This is a genomic window from Pseudomonas sp. AC252 (assembly GCF_979258105.1).
Genome location: NZ_OZ409837.1, coordinates 2,028,127 through 2,045,070 on the forward strand (window position 1 = coordinate 2,028,127; position 16,944 = coordinate 2,045,070).

Annotated in this window: 17 protein-coding genes and 1 pseudogene; 5 read left to right on the top strand and 13 right to left on the bottom strand. The window is 59.4% G+C overall.

The annotated features are described in order from the left end of the window. Window positions 1–98 precede the first annotated feature (98 nt). Both ACZZZ4_RS09485 and ACZZZ4_RS09490 read right to left on the bottom strand, forming a co-directional pair. Window positions 99–323, bottom strand: coding sequence for a DUF1161 domain-containing protein (locus tag ACZZZ4_RS09485; protein ID WP_016772306.1), 225 nt, complete (start codon window positions 321–323; stop codon window positions 99–101). 129 nt (window positions 324–452) lie between these two features. Continuing rightward, window positions 453–668, bottom strand: coding sequence for a dodecin (locus tag ACZZZ4_RS09490; protein WP_016772305.1), 216 nt, complete (start codon window positions 666–668; stop codon window positions 453–455). A gap of 166 nt (window positions 669–834) precedes the next feature. On the opposite strand from ACZZZ4_RS09490, the gene ACZZZ4_RS09495 reads away from it, so the two are divergent. Beyond that, the gene (locus tag ACZZZ4_RS09495; RefSeq protein WP_039757078.1) at window positions 835–1,161 is read left to right on the top strand and encodes an ElaB/YgaM/YqjD family protein; all 327 of its coding nucleotides are present in this window, start codon (window positions 835–837) and stop codon (window positions 1,159–1,161) included. On the opposite strand, the gene ACZZZ4_RS09500 is transcribed toward ACZZZ4_RS09495, so the two are convergent. Next, a complete protein-coding gene (locus ACZZZ4_RS09500; protein ID WP_463547703.1) occupies window positions 1,134–2,051 on the bottom strand; it encodes a LysR family transcriptional regulator in 918 nt (305 codons plus the stop codon). The genes ACZZZ4_RS09495 and ACZZZ4_RS09500 overlap by 28 nt on opposite strands. 113 nt (window positions 2,052–2,164) lie before the next feature. Here ACZZZ4_RS09500 and trpB point away from each other — a divergent pair, with 113 nt between their 5' ends. Both trpB and trpA read left to right on the top strand, forming a co-directional pair. Next, window positions 2,165–3,397 (top strand): tryptophan synthase subunit beta, encoded by a 1,233-nt coding sequence (gene trpB, locus ACZZZ4_RS09505; protein ID WP_039757076.1) that lies wholly within the window; start codon window positions 2,165–2,167, stop codon window positions 3,395–3,397. Next, window positions 3,397–4,206, top strand: a complete 810-nt coding sequence (gene trpA, locus ACZZZ4_RS09510; RefSeq protein WP_024015029.1) for a tryptophan synthase subunit alpha — start codon at window positions 3,397–3,399, stop codon at window positions 4,204–4,206. Before trpB ends, trpA begins: the two co-directional genes overlap by 1 nt. 57 nt (window positions 4,207–4,263) lie before the next feature. Here the strand turns inward: trpA and ACZZZ4_RS09515 are convergent. The 10 genes and pseudogenes from ACZZZ4_RS09515 to ACZZZ4_RS09560 all read right to left on the bottom strand — a co-directional run bounded on the left by ACZZZ4_RS09515 (window position 4,264) and on the right by ACZZZ4_RS09560 (window position 14,117). Further along, window positions 4,264–6,226 (bottom strand): annotated as a pseudogene (locus ACZZZ4_RS09515) (DUF7844 domain-containing protein). After that, window positions 6,223–6,543, bottom strand: coding sequence for a DUF2388 domain-containing protein (locus ACZZZ4_RS09520; RefSeq protein WP_039757071.1), 321 nt, complete (start codon window positions 6,541–6,543; stop codon window positions 6,223–6,225). Before ACZZZ4_RS09520 ends, ACZZZ4_RS09515 begins: the two are co-directional and overlap by 4 nt. 27 nt (window positions 6,544–6,570) lie before the next feature. After that, window positions 6,571–6,888 (bottom strand): DUF2388 domain-containing protein, encoded by a 318-nt coding sequence (locus tag ACZZZ4_RS09525; protein ID WP_039757068.1) that lies wholly within the window; start codon window positions 6,886–6,888, stop codon window positions 6,571–6,573. Window positions 6,889–6,996: 108 nt separating this feature from the next. Then, on the bottom strand, window positions 6,997–7,314 hold the full coding sequence (locus ACZZZ4_RS09530; RefSeq protein WP_415760922.1) for a DUF2388 domain-containing protein: 318 nt from the start codon (window positions 7,312–7,314) through the stop codon (window positions 6,997–6,999). Between the two features lie 333 nt (window positions 7,315–7,647). Then, entirely contained in the window at window positions 7,648–7,863 is a 216-nt protein-coding gene (locus ACZZZ4_RS09535; protein WP_007911656.1) for a DUF1127 domain-containing protein, read from the bottom strand. 321 nt (window positions 7,864–8,184) lie between these two features. After that, a complete protein-coding gene (locus ACZZZ4_RS09540; protein ID WP_463547704.1) occupies window positions 8,185–9,678 on the bottom strand; it encodes an acetyl-CoA hydrolase/transferase family protein in 1,494 nt (497 codons plus the stop codon). A gap of 214 nt (window positions 9,679–9,892) precedes the next feature. After that, on the bottom strand, window positions 9,893–11,326 hold the full coding sequence (locus tag ACZZZ4_RS09545) for an NAD(P)(+) transhydrogenase (Re/Si-specific) subunit beta (protein ID WP_463547705.1): 1,434 nt from the start codon (window positions 11,324–11,326) through the stop codon (window positions 9,893–9,895). Further along, complete coding sequence (locus ACZZZ4_RS09550; protein WP_003220416.1) at window positions 11,326–11,646, bottom strand: NAD(P) transhydrogenase subunit alpha part 2; 321 nt, start codon at window positions 11,644–11,646, stop codon at window positions 11,326–11,328. The genes ACZZZ4_RS09545 and ACZZZ4_RS09550 overlap by 1 nt, the downstream gene beginning before the upstream one ends. Window positions 11,647–11,661: 15 nt before the next feature. Then, a complete protein-coding gene (locus ACZZZ4_RS09555) occupies window positions 11,662–12,783 on the bottom strand; it encodes a Re/Si-specific NAD(P)(+) transhydrogenase subunit alpha (protein WP_110644714.1) in 1,122 nt (373 codons plus the stop codon). Between the two features lie 434 nt (window positions 12,784–13,217). Beyond that, window positions 13,218–14,117: a LysR family transcriptional regulator gene (locus ACZZZ4_RS09560; protein WP_039757059.1), complete on the bottom strand. Its 900-nt coding sequence runs from the start codon at window positions 14,115–14,117 to the stop codon at window positions 13,218–13,220. Between the two features lie 156 nt (window positions 14,118–14,273). On the opposite strand from ACZZZ4_RS09560, the gene ACZZZ4_RS09565 reads away from it, so the two are divergent. Next, window positions 14,274–15,455, top strand: a complete 1,182-nt coding sequence (locus tag ACZZZ4_RS09565; protein WP_039757058.1) for an acyl-CoA dehydrogenase — start codon at window positions 14,274–14,276, stop codon at window positions 15,453–15,455. A 14-nt stretch (window positions 15,456–15,469) separates the two neighbouring features. After that, the gene (locus ACZZZ4_RS09570) at window positions 15,470–16,690 is read left to right on the top strand and encodes a CaiB/BaiF CoA transferase family protein (RefSeq protein ID WP_463547706.1); all 1,221 of its coding nucleotides are present in this window, start codon (window positions 15,470–15,472) and stop codon (window positions 16,688–16,690) included. Window positions 16,691–16,944: the final 254 nt, after the last annotated feature.

Below are 16,944 nucleotides of genomic sequence, written 5' to 3' on the forward strand. Positions count from 1 at the left end.
GTCACACCGCGATCGCGAGCAGGCTCACTCCTACAAAGAAATCTGTTCTGCATAAAAAAGCCGACGCATCGACGTCGGCTTTTGTATTTCAGGCGCAATCAACCGCGCTTGTAGACGATTTCCTTGCTGCCGCCTTCGCAGCTGCCGACGACATCGCCATCAGCCGCTGCACCCTTGTCGACAACCTCCAGCGAATAACCGGAAACGCCCTTGGCGTCGAGCTTCGCTGCGATTTCGCTTTTCAGCTCTTCACAAGGTTTGCCGGCTGCAAATGCACCACCCGCAAGGCTCAACAAACCTACTGCCAACATGAACTTCTTCATCGGTCGCACTCCCTGGTCGGATTGAAAGAGGCGGGCATCGAGTCATCCACCCGATGCGCTCACCTTGTAGCGCTTTGCCATTCCCTATGGCACTCGGCCAGCGCGCAAGTTCAGAAGACTAGCTCAAACTCAGCTGGCGGCAATCTTGAAGCCGACTTTCAGCGTGACCTGAAAGTGCGCTACCTGGCCGTTTTCGATGTGGCCGCGGGTTTCAGTCACTTCAAACCATTCCAGATTGCGCAGGGTCTTGTTGGCCTCGGCCAAGGCATTGTTGATGGCGTCTTCGATGCTGGTGGTGGACGAACCGACCAGTTCGACTTTCTTGTACGTGTGATGGTCACTCATGGCGATCTCCTTGGGTTGGAATGGCGTGTGAAATTGAGACTAGCAGGCAATTGCACTGTTGATTTCGGCGCCGCTGCGCTGCCGAAGTTCAGAATTTCTGCACTTTCTCGAAGTGGTGAAGTCCCAACCAACACACGCCACTCATCACCAATGCAGGAGAGCCACCATGGCCAACACCTCTTTACGTAAAGCCTCGTTGCAAAGCATGGAAGCCGAGATCGAGAGTCTGCTCAAATCGTTGGAAAGCTTGAAAGACGATGCTTCGGACGAGTCGCGCAAGACCCTCAAGGCGCTGAAAAGCAACGCTGAAAGTGCGCTGAAACATTCCCGTCATCTGCTCAGCGACGCGTACGAAGAAGTCAAAGTGAAAACCCGCGAGACCGGCATTGCCACTCGTGACTACGCGCAGGAACACCCATGGACCACAGCCGGCGTGGCTGTCGGTGCCATCGGTCTGCTCGCTGCCTACTTTTTGTTCAAGCGCGGCGAGTGATCAGTCTGGCGCAGCTCGTTCTTGAGCCACTGCGCCAGTTGCCGGGCGCGCCCGTCCGCGGCGCGCTTGGGTAGCCACAACGCCAGTTGCGCCGGGGTTTCGCAAAAGCCCCACGGCGCAACCAGGCGACCCGCCTTCAGATCTTCGATTACCAGCGGCTCCGGAGCGATTGCCACGCCGAGACCTGCAACAGCCGCCTCCAGCAAATAATACAAATGCTCAAAACCTTGCCCGAGCTTCAACGCCTTGGGATCGAGGTGGTTTTGCTGCGCCCAACTGGGCCAGGCTTGCGGGCGAGAGGTGGTGTGCAGCAAGGGCTGCTCGAGCAATTCTGCGGCAGGAGCGTCGTGCAGGTTCTGATAACCACTGAACAATGGGCTCATCACTGGGCCGATGCGTTCCGCCGCCAGTTCATAGACCTGCATATCGGCCGGCCACGGTGGTTCGGCGAACAGCAATAACGCATCAAGGCCCGGGCGCCGGGGATCGAGATCACCTTCACCGGCCGACAGGTGCAGACGCAGATCCGGCAAATCAGCGTTCAGCCGCCCCAGGCGGGGAATAAACCAGCGCGCCAGCAGGCTCCCCGAACAACCCAGCACGAATGGCGCATCCGCTGTGCTTTGTGTGAGTTCGGCGCAAACACTGCGCAGCCGATCGAACGCTTCACCGCTGGCATCGCGTAGACGCACGCCGGCATCTGTGAGTTTCAAGCCGCGCCCGTCCTTGATGAACAGGCTCACGCCGAGATGTTCCTCAAGCACCTTGAGCTGGCGGCTGACCGCGCCGTGGGTGACGTGCAGCTGTTCGGCAGCCTGACTCACACTGTTCAGTCGGGCGGTGGCCTCGAAGGCGCGCAAGGCATTCAGCGGGGGAAGGTCATGGCTCATGGTATCTGTGAGTTTTCCTGACAGGTTTAGGCGATCTTATCGGTTTTCAGCCTGGAAAGTCAGGGGTAGAGTGGTCGTCATTGTCTTCTGACCGAATCCACCTGGAGCGACCCATGACCCAGACTTCGCACACCTCCGATCTGCGTAACGGCCCCGACGCCAACGGCCTGTTCGGTGCGTTCGGTGGCCGTTATGTAGCGGAAACCCTGATGCCGTTGATCCTCGACCTGGCTCGCGAGTACGAAGCGGCCAAGGAAGATCCGGCCTTCAAAGAAGAATTGGCCTACTTCCAGCGCGACTACGTCGGACGCCCGAGCCCGCTGTATTTCGCTGAGCGCCTGACCGAATTCTGCGGCGGCGCCAAGATCTACCTCAAGCGTGAAGAGCTGAATCACACCGGCGCGCACAAGATCAACAACTGCATCGGCCAGATTCTGCTGGCGCGGCGCATGGGCAAGAAGCGCATCATTGCCGAGACTGGCGCCGGCATGCACGGCGTGGCTACGGCCACCGTTGCTGCGCGTTTCGGTCTGGACTGCGTGATCTACATGGGCACCACCGACATCGAACGTCAGCAGGCCAACGTCTTCCGCATGAAACTGCTCGGCGCTGAAGTGATTCCGGTTGTCGCTGGTACCGGCACCCTGAAAGACGCGATGAACGAAGCCCTGCGCGACTGGGTGACCAACGTCGACAACACCTTCTACCTGATCGGCACCGTAGCCGGCCCACACCCGTATCCAGCAATGGTCCGCGACTTCCAGGCCGTCATCGGCAAGGAAACCCGTGATCAGCTGCAAGCCCAGGAAGGTCGTCTGCCGGACAGCCTGGTGGCGTGCATCGGTGGCGGTTCCAACGCCATGGGCCTGTTCCACCCGTTCCTCGACGACAAGAGCGTGGAAATCATTGGCGTCGAAGCGGCCGGTTACGGCATCGAAACCGGCAAGCACGCGGCCAGTCTGAACGGCGGCGTGCCGGGCGTGCTGCACGGTAACCGCACTTTCCTGCTGCAGGACGACGATGGCCAGATCATCGACGCCCACTCGATTTCAGCCGGCCTCGACTATCCGGGCATCGGCCCTGAACACGCCTGGTTGCATGACATCGGCCGCGTCCAGTACACCTCGGTGACCGACGACGAAGCCCTTGAAGCGTTCCACAAATGCTGCCGTCTGGAAGGGATCATTCCTGCCCTGGAAAGCGCCCACGCTCTGGCCGAAGTGTTCAAACGCGCACCGAAGCTGCCGAAGGATCACCTGATGGTGGTCAACCTCTCGGGCCGCGGTGACAAGGACATGCAAACCGTGATGCACCATATGCAACAGTCGCAGCAGGAGAAACACTGATGAGCCGCCTGCAAACCCGCTTTGCCGACCTCAAGCAACAAAATCGTGCGGCGCTGGTGACCTTTGTCACTGCCGGTGATCCTGACTACGACACTTCGCTGGCAATCCTCAAAGGCCTGCCTGCCGCAGGTGCCGATGTGATCGAACTGGGCATGCCGTTCACCGATCCGATGGCCGATGGCCCGGCGATCCAGTTGGCCAACATTCGCGCACTGGGCGCCAAGCAGAATCTGGCGAAAACCCTGCAAATGGTTCGCGAGTTCCGTGAAGGCAACAGCGACACGCCGCTGGTGTTGATGGGCTATTTCAACCCGATCCACAAATTCGGCGTCGAGCGCTTCATCGCCGAAGCCAAAGAGGCTGGCGTTGACGGCCTGATCGTGGTCGACATGCCGCCAGAGCACAACGAAGAACTGTGCGACCCGGCGCAGGCTGCCGGTCTGGATTTCATCCGCCTGACCACGCCGACCACTGACGACGCGCGTCTGCCGCGCGTGCTCAACGGCAGTTCCGGTTTTGTCTATTACGTGTCCGTCGCGGGTGTCACCGGTGCCGGTGCAGCGACTCTGGAGCATGTGGAAGAGGCGGTTGCACGTCTGCGTCGGCATACCGACCTGCCGATCAGCATCGGTTTCGGTATCCGAACACCGGAGCAGGCCGCAGCGATCGCGCGTCTGGCTGACGGTGTGGTGGTGGGCTCGGCGTTGATCGATCACATCGCCAGTGCCGATACGCCTGAGCAGGCCATCGATGGCGTGTTGAGTCTGTGTTCGGCGCTGTCCCAAGGCGTGCGCAAGGCTCGCGTCTAAGACCGCAGGGAAAACCAAAAAGGCTTCAGAACATCGTTCTGAAGCCTTTTTTTGTGCTCAGGGCAATTGCAGTCCGCCTGATGCCTTGTGCAGTTTGCGCAGGTGCTCGCCAATCTGTTTGACATTGGCCTCGCTCGCGGCAATCTCGGCGGCGCGCTTGGGTTCGAGCAGTTTGCGCACTTCGGTATCAAGGTCGCCGGACAGCGCCAGCAGCTTCTTCTGGCGCTGACTGCTTTCCGCTTCCAGTCGGCTGAACTCGTTTGGCTGCGGCAGTCCATAACCTTTGGAATCGAGCAGTTCCGCCGGGCGGCTGAGGAAGCCGCTGTTGGCGAGGATCTCCTGCAGCGTCGCGTTGGCTTTGTCCATGCCGCCGTTTTCCAGCTCGCGGGCGCCGAGGTAGCGTTGCTTGACCTCGTCCTGCGCCAGCAACAGCTGCCGGCGAAAACTCGCCTGCTCGAGCAGCAACAGCGCCGCGCTGGTGCGCAGGTCGGCGCGGTCAAACCATTCGCGGCGTTGTTCAGCGCTGAGTGACAGCCAGTCTTCGACAGTGGTCTGCTTGATCGGCAGCTGCTTCTTCAGCACATCGAACATCGCTTGATAGCGATCACGGAACGAGTCGAAGCGGTAGCCCAGGCGTAGCGCTTCTTTCGGATCGTCTAGCACGCTGGTATCGGCCAGACCACGGCCCTTGAGCACTTCGAGCAAGCCGTTGGGCATGATGCTGTCGAGCCCGACAAGCTGGCTGTTATTGCTGCCGCTGCGCAACAGCTTCAAGCCTTCTACCGCGCAGTTGTTGGACAGGAAGAAGTAGTTGCCGTCGTAGCTCCAGTGCATCTCGGCGGCATGTTCGACCACGCCTTCGATTTCCTCGCGAGACAGGTTCAGCGGCACCGAAGCGAGGCTGCGCAGCTCGGTTTTGGTGTATTCGTCGATCACTTGCGCCAGCGGCAGCACGAACAGCCGCGACGGGTATTTGCCGACCAGACCATCCCAACTCGACAGCTGCACATCGCCAACGAAGGCGCGATAGGACAACACCAAGTGCTGATCGAGGTCGAGGCGGCAATCCGGGCCACGCGGGCGACCGGGGGCGCAGATCACCAGGCGCAGCATGCTGTGGCCCCAGCGGCTGACCCAGTTCTGATTGGCCTCGGCCAGCAGGTAATCGACCGCGTAGACCCGTTCCGGATCGACTTGTCCCAAGGGCTGCTTGGCGAAGTCATTGCCCGCATTGAGAAAGGCGAAGCTCTTGCTGCAGGTGTCCCAGTGCTGGCGGCGCCCAGCCGAAATGGTCCTTGTAGTAGCGATACAGCGCCGGGCGGCGGCAGGCGTAGCTCGGGTCGAGGAGGAAGTACTCCATGTTGACCGCAACGAATTCCTTGGGACTGGAGATCTCGTAAAGATCCGGGCTGCGCGCGACCTGGCGATTGTGTTGTTCGCGCTCGCCGCGGCGGCCGACGTATTGCTGCCACCCGGCGAGGTCGAGCAGGCGCGGGTCGTCGCTGATGGTGAAGCGGCGACCGTTCTGCCCGCGACACTCATCGGGAATGCCGATCAGCCCGGCGCTGTTGAAGCGTCGGGAGCAGCGCTGGATCAGCGTGCGTTCGGCGCCTGGCCATAAACGCGCGCGATCATAAATGTGGGTGATTTCGTGCAGCACCGTGGCCAGCAGTTCCTGGCGCACAGTGCCGTGGGGGCGATTGGTTTTCTCTTTCGCCGCGCTGCCATCGGTGAGACCGTCGAGCAGCTTGCGATTCAGATCGAGCTCGGCAACCAGCGTTGCCTGCCCGTAAGCGTTGGCAGGCATGTCATCGGTCCAGCCGACATCAATGCGCCGATCCAGCCGCTCGATGAAACTCGGCGGCAGCTTGTGCATGGCTTCATCGATCAGCGCCTGACTGGCCTGTACTTGAGCCGGGCTCAAACCCTCGGTCTTGAGCCGCAATTGCAGGCCGGCGTGGGCGCTGTTGCCAAGCAGCAACAACGCTCCGGCCAGCAGCCAGGCGCCAACGGACCTCACAGTGCGAGGATGGCTTCGGCGAGTACCTGGTCACTGGCGTCGCGTGCTTCCGGCACGCGGGTACGCAAGGTGTTGAGGGCGGCTTCGAGGTGCGCGCCACGGATGTCACCGTTGCTGGCGACGAAACTGGCGGCGTCGTCGTGGGCTTCGCGGATGATTTTCGAATCGCGAATCGACGTGGTGGTATCGGAGGTGAAATCGATGGTGCGCTGGGAGGCACGAACGATGATGTTACTGGTGGCTACCAGGGTGTGCGCCTGGGCCACATCGGCCAACACAAACAGGCCAAGGGCGGCAGCAATCAGCGGGCTACGCATGGAACGACTCCGGAAGGACAAGGATAACTATTGGACGAGAATTGCCTCTGCCAGTTCAAGGTCGCTGGCATGAAGTTTCGGCCGGGTTTTGCGCAGGTAATGCAGCGCGGATTCCAGCCGTGCGCCTCGCCATTCACCTTCACTGGCAACAAAGGCAGCCGCGTCATCATGGGCGGCGAGCAGCAGTTTACGGTCGAACGGCGCAGAAGACACCATGCTGGTGGCGTAACCGCTGACAACCGTGCCTTGGGTCGACGCATTGAAAGCATCGAAGGCGTTGGCAGACATCGCCCAGCAGGCAGCGAATAAAGTAGAAGAGATGAGCAGAGTTGGAAGAAAGCGCATGGGACTCGACAACTGTTGACGAGCCTGAAGGCTAGCGCAAATGCCCGGGCCAGAGCCAGCATTGAAACATCGGGACACGGCTGGCGTGTCCCGCCATGCGGCAAACGATCAGAGGGTCAGAATGGCCTGAGCCAATTGGGCGTCGGTGGCATTGAGTTGTGGCGCGTGATGGCGGATGTGGTCCAGCGCGCTTTCCAGTTTCACCCCGCGGATGTCGCCTTCGCTGGCGACGAAGCTGGCGGCATCGTCGCGGGCGGCAAGGACGATCTTGTCGTCACGGAAAGAGGAGGTCACATCGGAAGTGGCATCGGAAGAAGCCTTCAGCGCGCCGACGATCGAGTCGGTGGTGACGATGAAGCTGGTAGCGCTGGCGTTGGCAGCCACGGCCAGCAGGGCGGCGGCACTGAGCAGACGAAGACGGGTCATGATGGAACTCCTTTGGATAAACCGTAGTGAGAGGTGGCTCGGTATCTGAGGAGTCAGACGCCTGTTGCGCAACGTTCGCCACGTTCTGCAGGGATATTAGGCTGGCAAATGCGGTTCGCCCAGTGGTGGCCAGTGATACTCCAAAGGTTCTGGATGACTGTACTGGCGTCATACGAGAATTCGAAAATTGTACCTGTGCTCATTCAGTTATGCGTTTTAGAGCATTCAAAGCCCCTGAAGCGACAAAACCCGTCGTGGTTTCCCACGACGGGTTCTGCTTGTGCAATTCGGGTTGCTGGCGGTGGGTCTGAAGACCAGAGCCAGCGACGCTGCTTAGCGCCAGAACGGCTTGCTCAACTCTTCGTAGCGTTGTGCTTCGCTGATACCGGCGTCGGCCAGCAGACGCGAGTCCAGACGAGCCAGTTGATGGCGGCTGGAGATGCGGCGCTGCCACAACATCAGGTTGGCAATAACGCGCAGAGGCAGGGAAGCCTGGGTGTTTACAGCTTTGTCTTCGAAGAACAGTTCGGAACTGAGTGTACGTTCCATGGTTGACATCCTTCCGCTTGTGGCGGGATCAGGTAGTGGTTTGACTGGTGCCCATGATCCTCTCGTTTGGATAGTCTCTGTAGATACAGTTCATTTGTATTGTGAGCGAGCAGTTAACTGTTTATGCATGGTGTACGGGTCGAAATTGGGCAAACTGTACCTGTCTGCACTCGGTTGGTGCATTTCGGCTCGTATCTGGGGATTGAATAGGACTTTGCTGTAGGAAAAGACCGGTACAGCAGTACAGTTTTTTGCGATCCTGCTTCTCGCGCACACCCACCGAGGCAAAACTGTGTTTGCCTCGGTGATTATCTGTGTGAATCACACCGCCAGCATGCGCCCGGTTTCTTCCAGGTTCATATGCCAGCTCAGTGCTTCGCGCAGAATGTGCGGGGTATGACCGCCGATTGCACAGGCAGCGCTGAAGTAGTCATTCAGTGCCTGGCGAAAGTCTGGATGCACGCAGTTGTCGATGATCACTCGTGCACGCTCCCGTGGCGCCAGGCCACGCAGGTCGGCGAGGCCGACTTCGGTCACCAGGATGTCGACGTCATGCTCGGTATGGTCGACGTGGCTGACCATCGGCACCACGCTGGAAATCGCGCCACCCTTGGCGATCGACTTGGTCACGAATACCGCCAGATGCGCATTGCGCGCGAAGTCGCCGGAGCCGCCGATGCCGTTCATCATCCGCGTGCCGCAGACATGGGTGGAGTTGACGTTGCCGTAGATATCGAACTCCAGCGCGGTGTTGATGCCGATGATGCCCAGCCGGCGCACCACTTCCGGGTGATTGGAGATCTCCTGCGGCCGCAGAATCAGTTTGTCCTTGTACTTCTCCAGGTTGCCGAACACGTCGCTGTTGCGCCGCTCGGACAGGGTGATCGAGCTGCCTGAGGCGAAGCTCAGCTTGCCAGCATCGATCAGGTCGAAGGTCGAGTCCTGCAGCACTTCGGAGTACATGGTCAGGTCTTCGAACGGCGAGTCGATCAAGCCGCACATCACCGCGTTGGCGATGTTGCCAATCCCAGCCTGCAGCGGGCCGAGCTTGTTGGTCATGCGCCCGGCCGCAACTTCCTGCTTGAAGAAGGTGATCAGGTGTTCGGCGATAGCGTTGGTATCAACGTCCGGTACCGACACTGTAGACGGCGAGTCCGACTGCTGAGTGATGACAATCGCGACGATCTTCTCCGGCGGAATCGGAATTGCCGCGCTGCCGATGCGATCGTCGACTTTCACCAGCGGGATTGGCGTGCGCGTCGGGCGGTACGTCGGGATATAGATGTCGTGCAGGCCTTCGAGGTTGGCGTTGTGGGCCAGGTTGATCTCGACGATCACTTGTTTGGCGAAGATCGCGAAGCTGGCCGAGTTGCCCACCGAAGTGGTTGGCACGATGTGGCCTTGTTCGGTGATGGCGACTGCCTCAATGACGGCAATGTCCGGCAGCTTTAATTGCTGGTTGCGCAACTGCTCTACCGTTTCCGAGAGATGCTGGTCGATGAACATCACTTCGCCGGCGTTGATTGCCTTGCGCAACGTGCTGTCGACCTGAAACGGCATGCGCCGCGACAGCACGCCGGCCTCGGTCAGTTGCTTGTCGAGGTCGTTACCCAGGCTGGCGCCGGTCATCAGGCTGATCTTCAGCGGCGTGACCTTGGCGCGCTCGGCCAGTGCTTGGGGAACGGCCTTGGCTTCGCCGGCGCGGGTGAAACCGCTCATGCCGACGGTCATGCCGTCCTCAATCAGAGCGGCAGCGTCGGCAGCGCTCATCACTTTATCCAACAACGAAGGCAGGCGAATACGGTCACGGTACATGGATTATTATCTCGGGCAACGAGTAGCAGGATGCGCAGTCTAGTGAATTTGGCCGGCGCCTGTCCCGCTACCAAGGTCGCAAACGAGGCCTCTATTTCGCGGGTTTGCAGTAAAACACCGTTACCGGATCTGCAACAACGCGGTAAATTGTCCAGTGTGTGGCGCAAACAAAAACGCCCCGAAAGGTCGGGGCGTTCGCTATTGCAACGGTGAATTACTCGACCGCTTTGACCATGTCTTCGATGACTTTCTTCGCATCGCCGAAAACCATCATGGTCTTGTCCAGATAGAACAGTTCATTGTCCAGACCGGCATAGCCGCTGGCCATCGAGCGCTTGTTGACGATGATGGTCTTGGCCTTGAACGCTTCGAGAATCGGCATGCCGGCAATCGGCGACTTCGGATCGTTCTTCGCGGCCGGGTTGACCACGTCGTTCGCACCGAGCACCAGCACCACGTCGGCCTGGCCGAATTCGGAGTTGATGTCTTCCATCTCGAACACCTGGTCGTAAGGCACTTCGGCCTCGGCGAGCAGGACGTTCATGTGCCCAGGCATGCGACCGGCAACCGGGTGGATCGCGTACTTCACGGTTACGCCGCGATGGGTCAGCTTCTCGGTCAGTTCCTTCAGCGCGTGTTGTGCACGGGCCACTGCCAGGCCGTAACCCGGGACGATGATCACGGTGTCGGCGTTGGTCAGCAGGAAGGTAGCATCATCAGCCGAGCCGGATTTCACCGGACGGGCTTCCTGCGCACCAGCGGGACCTGCATCGGCTGTATTGCCGAAACCGCCGAGCAGCACATTAAAGAAGGAACGGTTCATCGCCTTGCACATGATGTACGAGAGAATCGCGCCGCTCGAACCCACCAGCGAGCCGGCAATGATCAGCATCGAGTTGTTCAGCGAGAAACCGATGCCCGCCGCCGCCCAGCCGGAATAGCTGTTGAGCATCGACACCACCACCGGCATGTCGGCGCCGCCGATCGGGATGATGATCAGCACGCCCATCACGAACGCCAGCGCCAGCATCAGTGCGAACGCCGTAAGGTTGCCGTTGAACATGAAGGTCAGGCCGAGCACCAGCGTAGCCAGACCCAGAACCGCATTGAGTTTGTGCTGACCGGCGAATTGTACCGGCGCGCCCTGGAACAGGCGGAACTTGTACTTGCCCGAGAGCTTGCCGAAGGCAATCACCGAACCGGAGAAGGTGATCGCACCGATCGCAGCGCCGAGGAACAGCTCCAGACGGTTGCCCGCCGGGATCGCATCGCCCAGCTGTTTAACGATACCCAACGACTGCGGCTCAACTACCGCCGCAATGGCAATGAACACCGCCGCGAGGCCGATCATGCTGTGCATGAACGCTACCAGTTCCGGCATCTTGGTCATTTCAACGCGCTTGGCCATGATCGAACCGGCGGTGCCGCCGACCAGCAGACCAACGATGACATAACCGATACCAGCCGTAGCCAGCTCAGCGCCCAACTTATAGATGAGGCCGATCGTGGTGATGATAGCCAACGCCATGCCAAGCATGCCGAACAGGTTGCCGCGCCGCGAAGTGGTCGGGTGCGAAAGGCCTTTGAGGGCCTGGATAAAGCAGATCGACGCGATCAGGTAGAGCGTCGTGACGAGATTCATGCTCATTACTTCGGCGCCTCTTCTTTTGCTTTCGGGGCTTTCTTCTTGAACATCTCAAGCATGCGGCGGGTGACCAGGAAGCCACCGAACACATTGACCGCCGCCAGTGCCACAGCCAGCGTGCCCATGGTCTTGCCCAGCGGCGTGACGGTCAGTGCGGCCGCGAGCATGGCACCGACTATCACGATCGCGGAAATGGCATTGGTCACCGCCATCAACGGCGTGTGCAGCGCAGGCGTAACGTTCCAGACCACGTGGTAACCGACATAAATCGCCAGCACGAAGATGATCAGGTTGTAGATACCGGGGGAGATAAGCTCTTCCATCGTCTGAATCCCTGCTTAGGCGTTTTTGCGGATGACTTGGCCGTCGCGGCACATCAGGCACGCGGCGACGATGTCGTCTTCGAGGTTGACGTCGAACTGGCCTTCCTTGGTGAACACCAGCTTGAGGAAGTCCAGCAGGTTGCGTGCGTACAGCGCCGAAGCATCGGCAGCGACTTCACCGGCGAGGTTGGTCGGGCCGACGATGGTTACACCGTTTTCCACGACGACCTGATCGGCGACGGTCAGTGGGCAGTTACCACCCTGGGCGGCGGCGAGGTCGATGACCACCGAGCCCGGTTTCATCTGCGCCACGGTCTCGGCGCTCAGCAGCGTCGGCGCCTTGCGGCCCGGAATCAGCGCGGTGGTGATGACGATATCGGCCTGCTTGGCGCGCTCGTGCACAGCCTGGGCCTGACGCTGCATCCAGCTCGCCGGCATGGGCCGCGCGTAACCGCCGACACCGACGGCACATTCGCGCTCTTCATCGGTCTCGTACGGCACGTCGACGAACTTGGCGCCGAGGGATTCGATCTGTTCCTTCACCGCTGGACGCACGTCAGACGCTTCGATCACCGCACCCAGACGTTTCGCCGTGGCAATCGCCTGCAGACCGGCCACACCCGCGCCGAGAATCAGCACGCGCGCCGCTTTCACGGTGCCCGCAGCAGTCATCAGCATCGGCATGAAGCGTGGGTAATAGTGAGCGGCGAGTAGCACCGCTTTATAACCGGCGATGTTCGCTTGCGACGACAACACATCAAGGCTCTGCGCCCGCGAGGTACGCGGCGCCGCTTCGAGGGCGAACGCGGTAATGCCGCACTCAGCCATCTTCGCGATGGTCTCGTTGTTGAATGGGTTGAGCATGCCCACCAGCACCGTACCGCGCTTGATCAGCGTCAGTTCGGCATCGCTTGGCGCGACCACTTTGAGTATCAGCTCGGCGCCAAACGCATCATTGGCGCTGCCAATGCTTGCGCCGGCCGCTTCATAGGCACTGTCAACAACACTGGCTTTGACGCCGGCGCCGCTTTGTACAGTGACCTTATGGCCTTGGCTGATCAGCTTCTTGATGGTTTCCGGGGTTGCAGCAACCCGTGTTTCACCGGTCTGGGTTTCGAGAGGAACACCAATGTGCACGTCAAATCTCCTGCGTGATCTTATTGAGTAAACCCATGCACTACGGATGGTGCGACTGGGGCGGCCGATCAGCACTATCCCGCCGAATCAGGGCGGGGCGCGGCATTTTGCAGGCGAACTTTATGCCCTTCAAGGGATTATGACGGGTGACGGAAAATTAACTACAAGTCATGCCGTGACCGAATGTCGCAGATGGCCAGGTGAACCCCTTGCAGACCGTGCCCTGCAAGGATTCTGGCTGAATTTAGAAAAATTTCGCATCGGTGGCGTGAATAGGCAGCAATGAGTCACCATTTGAGGCTCAAAGCCACGTGTTTGGCAGCTTGTGGGACGTCTGTACGAGTTTCGGATACAGTCTGCGCGAAAGCGACAAATAGTTATATCTGTAGGGCTTTGTTTTTTCTGACTACGGGGTTAAGTATTGCGCAGAGCCTTTATTCTTCTAGGCTGTAGCTCTGCGCTTGATTTACCAGCCAGTCGCGAAATGCCTTCAGCGATGCCGATTCGACCTTTCGCTCCGGAATCATTAGGTAATAGGCCTTGATGCTGGAGAGCGCTTGAGGGTTGGCAACCACCAGCCGTTTCTCTGCCAGCTCGCGCTGAATCAGAAACGGCGGAATCAGCGCGACGCCCATGTCGTGCATGGCTGCCTGGGCAAGCATGGAGAATAGCTCGTAGCGTGGACCTGTCATGTCGCGAGGGATATTCAGTTGTTGCGAGTTGAACCATTGGCGCCAGGCGTAGGGTCGGGTGGTCTGCTGCAGCAGCGGTAGCTCGGCGATGGCTTGCGCTGTCAGTTGCTTGCGATCGCCGAGTAGGGCGGGGCTGCACACCGGCATCGGATTCTCGCCCATCAATCTGTGGGATTCGGTACCCGACCAATCGGCATCACCGAAGTAGATCGCGGCATCGAATTGGGTGTCGGCAAACAGGAATGGCCGGGTGCGGTTGGTCAGATTGACGGTCACTTCCGGGTGCTTGAGCTGGAAATCCTTGAGGCGTGGCAGCAGCCATTGCGTGCCGAAGGTCGGGACGACTGCGAGCTCGATGACGTTGGTGCCCTGCTGGCCCATCACCGAGAGGGTGTCGCGTTCCACTGCATCGAGCTGAGTCGCCACCCGGCGACTGTAGGAAAGTCCCGCTTCCGTCAGCTTCACCCCTCGTCGCGAACGCCGGAACAGTTGCACACTGAGGAACTCTTCGAGGCTGGCGATCTGTCGGCAAATGGCGCCTTGGGTGAGCGACAGCTCTTCAGCGGCCCGGGTAAAGCTCTCATGGCGGGCGGCAGCTTCGAAGCTGATAAGTGCGGCGGTGCTGGGGATCTTCCTACGCATGTACGTCAACCTCACTAATGCGCCGCATAAATGGCATTCCGCGACGGTTCGAAGTGAGAAATTAGCACAACAGGATGCGAAATCCTCGTTTGCCGCGATGACGAACCGCGCCTAGGATGAATGCCACGTTAATTCACCCGATGCGAGGGCACACTCATGGGCGGTAAAGCTAGCTTCAACTGGATCGATCCCCTGCTGCTGGATCAACAGCTCACCGAAGAAGAGCGCATGATCCGCGACACTGCCGAGCAGTTCGCTCAGCAGAGCTTGGCGCCGCGTGTCCTCGAAGCATTCCGTCATGAGAAGACCGACCCGGCAATCTTTCGTGAGATGGGCGAAGTCGGCCTGCTCGGCGCGACCATTCCCGAGCAGTACGGTGGCAGCGGTCTGAATTACGTCAGTTATGGCTTGATCGCGCGTGAGGTCGAGCGCGTCGACTCTGGCTATCGCTCGATGATGAGCGTGCAATCCTCACTGGTGATGGTGCCGATCAACGAATTCGGTACCGAAGCACAGAAACAAAAGTACTTGCCGAAACTGGCATCCGGCGAATGGATCGGATGCTTCGGTCTGACCGAGCCGAACCACGGTTCCGATCCGGGCGCGATGATCACTCGGGCGCGCAAGGTCGATGGCGGCTACAGCCTGACCGGCGCGAAAATGTGGATCACCAACAGCCCGATCGCTGACGTCTTCGTGGTCTGGGCCAAGGACGATGCCGGCGATATCCGTGGCTTCGTTCTGGAGAAAGGCTGGAAAGGTCTGAGCGCTCCGGCGATTCATGGCAAGGTCGGCCTGCGCGCTTCGATCACCGGTGAGATCGTCATGGACAACGTGTTCGTGCCGGAAGAAAACATCTTCCCGGACGTGCGTGGCCTGAAAGGTCCGTTCACCTGTCTCAACTCCGCACGCTACGGCATTTCCTGGGGCGCGCTGGGCGCCGCCGAGTTCTGCTGGCACACCGCACGCCAATACACGCTGGATCGTCAGCAGTTCGGTCGACCGTTGGCCGCGACTCAACTGGTGCAGAAGAAACTCGCCGACATGCAGACCGAAATCACCCTGGCACTGCAAGGCTGTCTGCGTCTGGGGCGTATGAAAGACGAAGGTACCGCCGCCGTTGAAATCACTTCGATCATGAAACGCAACTCGTGCGGCAAATCGCTGGATATCGCACGGATGGCGCGCGACATGCTTGGTGGCAATGGCATCTCTGATGAGTTCGGCGTGGCCCGTCACTTGGTTAACCTAGAAGTAGTGAATACCTATGAAGGTACCCACGACGTTCACGCGCTGATCCTCGGGCGTGCGCAAACCGGTCTGCAAGCGTTCTATTAATAGGAGAGCGGACCATGGGCGCACTGTCGCATCTGCGGGTACTGGATTTATCACGAGTGCTGGCCGGGCCTTGGGCCGGACAGATCCTCGCCGACCTTGGCGCCGAAGTGATCAAGGTCGAGCGCCCCGGCAATGGTGACGATACTCGCGCGTGGGGTCCGCCCTTCCTTAAAGACGCTTATGGCGAGAATACGTCGGAAGCGGCGTATTACTTGTCGGCCAACCGCAACAAGCAATCGGTAACCATCGACTTCACCCGGCCTGAAGGGCAGAAGCTGGTGCGCGACCTGGCGACAAAGTCGGACATTCTGATTGAGAATTTCAAAGTAGGTGGTCTGGCGGCCTATGGTCTGGACTATGAATCGCTGAAGGCGCTCAACCCAAATCTGATCTATTGCTCCATCACCGGCTTCGGCCAGACCGGCCCTTACGCCAAGCGCGCAGGGTATGACTTCATGATCCAGGGCCTTGGCGGCTTGATGAGTCTGACTGGTCGACCTGAAGGAGATGAAGGCGCTGGCCCGGTGAAAGTGGGCGTGGCGCTGACGGATATTCTCACCGGGCTGTATTCGACGGTGGCGATCCTCGCGGCGTTGGCTCACCGCGATCATGGCGGTGGCGGCCAACACATCGATATGGCGTTGCTGGATGTGCAAGTCGCGTGTCTGGCCAACCAGGCGATGAACTACCTGACCACGGGCACTGCGCCAAAGCGCCTGGGTAATGCGCATCCGAATATCGTGCCTTATCAGGACTTCCCTACGGCGGATGGTGACTTCATCCTTACCGTGGGTAATGACGGGCAGTTCCGCAAGTTCGCCGAAGTCGCGGGGCAACCGCAGTGGGCGGATGATCCACGCTTCGCGACGAACAAGCTGCGGGTGGCGAACCGCGCGGTGTTGATTCCCTTGATTCGCCAGGCGACTGTCTTCAAGACGACGGCCGAGTGGGTTGCACAACTGGAGCTGGCGGGTGTGCCTTGTGGGCCGATCAATGATCTGTCGCAGGTGTTTGAAGACCCACAAGTGAAGGCGCGCGGTCTGGCGATCGAACTGCCTCATGCATTGGCGGGGATGGTGCCTCAGGTGGCCAGCCCGATTCGATTGTCGGAGACGCCCGTTGAATATCGCCATGCGCCTCCTTTATTGGGTGAGCACACATTAGAGGTTCTGCAGCGGGTGCTGGGTCTGAAGGCAGGTGCGGTGACTATGTTGAAGGAGGAAGGCGTCCTTTAAGTCTTCTTCTATATAGAAGGCGCTCTTTTCTCATCTGATTGGATGTTTTTTAACCAATACGCAACTTATTGAAAGAAAAGCGAAATTAACGGTTGACGGCAGATTCCAGAGGTCTATAATTCGCCCCACTTCCGGCGCAGTCGAAACGGAAAACTCCTTGAGATTCAAAGAGTTAAGCAGTTTTCGACAGTGGCTTGCTTCAGATCATCGAAGCCTGGAAGGAGTTGAAAGAGCAGTGATGTGTAGCTCTTTTA

What these genes read in the sequence shown, in the direction of transcription:
- ACZZZ4_RS09485 (WP_016772306.1), bottom strand. Translation starts at nt 323, where the DNA reads ATGAAGAAGTTCATGTTGGCAGTAGGTTTGTTGAGCCTTGCGGGTGGT.
- ACZZZ4_RS09490 (WP_016772305.1), bottom strand. Translation starts at nt 668, where the DNA reads ATGAGTGACCATCACACGTACAAGAAAGTCGAACTGGTCGGTTCGTCC.
- ACZZZ4_RS09495 (WP_039757078.1), top strand. Translation starts at nt 835, where the DNA reads ATGGCCAACACCTCTTTACGTAAAGCCTCGTTGCAAAGCATGGAAGCC.
- ACZZZ4_RS09500 (WP_463547703.1), bottom strand. Translation starts at nt 2,051, where the DNA reads ATGAGCCATGACCTTCCCCCGCTGAATGCCTTGCGCGCCTTCGAGGCC.
- trpB (WP_039757076.1), top strand. Translation starts at nt 2,165, where the DNA reads ATGACCCAGACTTCGCACACCTCCGATCTGCGTAACGGCCCCGACGCC.
- trpA (WP_024015029.1), top strand. Translation starts at nt 3,397, where the DNA reads ATGAGCCGCCTGCAAACCCGCTTTGCCGACCTCAAGCAACAAAATCGT.
- ACZZZ4_RS09520 (WP_039757071.1), bottom strand. Translation starts at nt 6,543, where the DNA reads ATGCGTAGCCCGCTGATTGCTGCCGCCCTTGGCCTGTTTGTGTTGGCC.
- ACZZZ4_RS09525 (WP_039757068.1), bottom strand. Translation starts at nt 6,888, where the DNA reads ATGCGCTTTCTTCCAACTCTGCTCATCTCTTCTACTTTATTCGCTGCC.
- ACZZZ4_RS09530 (WP_415760922.1), bottom strand. Translation starts at nt 7,314, where the DNA reads ATGACCCGTCTTCGTCTGCTCAGTGCCGCCGCCCTGCTGGCCGTGGCT.
- ACZZZ4_RS09535 (WP_007911656.1), bottom strand. Translation starts at nt 7,863, where the DNA reads ATGGAACGTACACTCAGTTCCGAACTGTTCTTCGAAGACAAAGCTGTA.
- ACZZZ4_RS09540 (WP_463547704.1), bottom strand. Translation starts at nt 9,678, where the DNA reads ATGTACCGTGACCGTATTCGCCTGCCTTCGTTGTTGGATAAAGTGATG.
- ACZZZ4_RS09545 (WP_463547705.1), bottom strand. Translation starts at nt 11,326, where the DNA reads ATGAGCATGAATCTCGTCACGACGCTCTACCTGATCGCGTCGATCTGC.
- ACZZZ4_RS09550 (WP_003220416.1), bottom strand. Translation starts at nt 11,646, where the DNA reads ATGGAAGAGCTTATCTCCCCCGGTATCTACAACCTGATCATCTTCGTG.
- ACZZZ4_RS09560 (WP_039757059.1), bottom strand. Translation starts at nt 14,117, where the DNA reads ATGCGTAGGAAGATCCCCAGCACCGCCGCACTTATCAGCTTCGAAGCT.
- ACZZZ4_RS09565 (WP_039757058.1), top strand. Translation starts at nt 14,274, where the DNA reads ATGGGCGGTAAAGCTAGCTTCAACTGGATCGATCCCCTGCTGCTGGAT.
- ACZZZ4_RS09570 (WP_463547706.1), top strand. Translation starts at nt 15,470, where the DNA reads ATGGGCGCACTGTCGCATCTGCGGGTACTGGATTTATCACGAGTGCTG.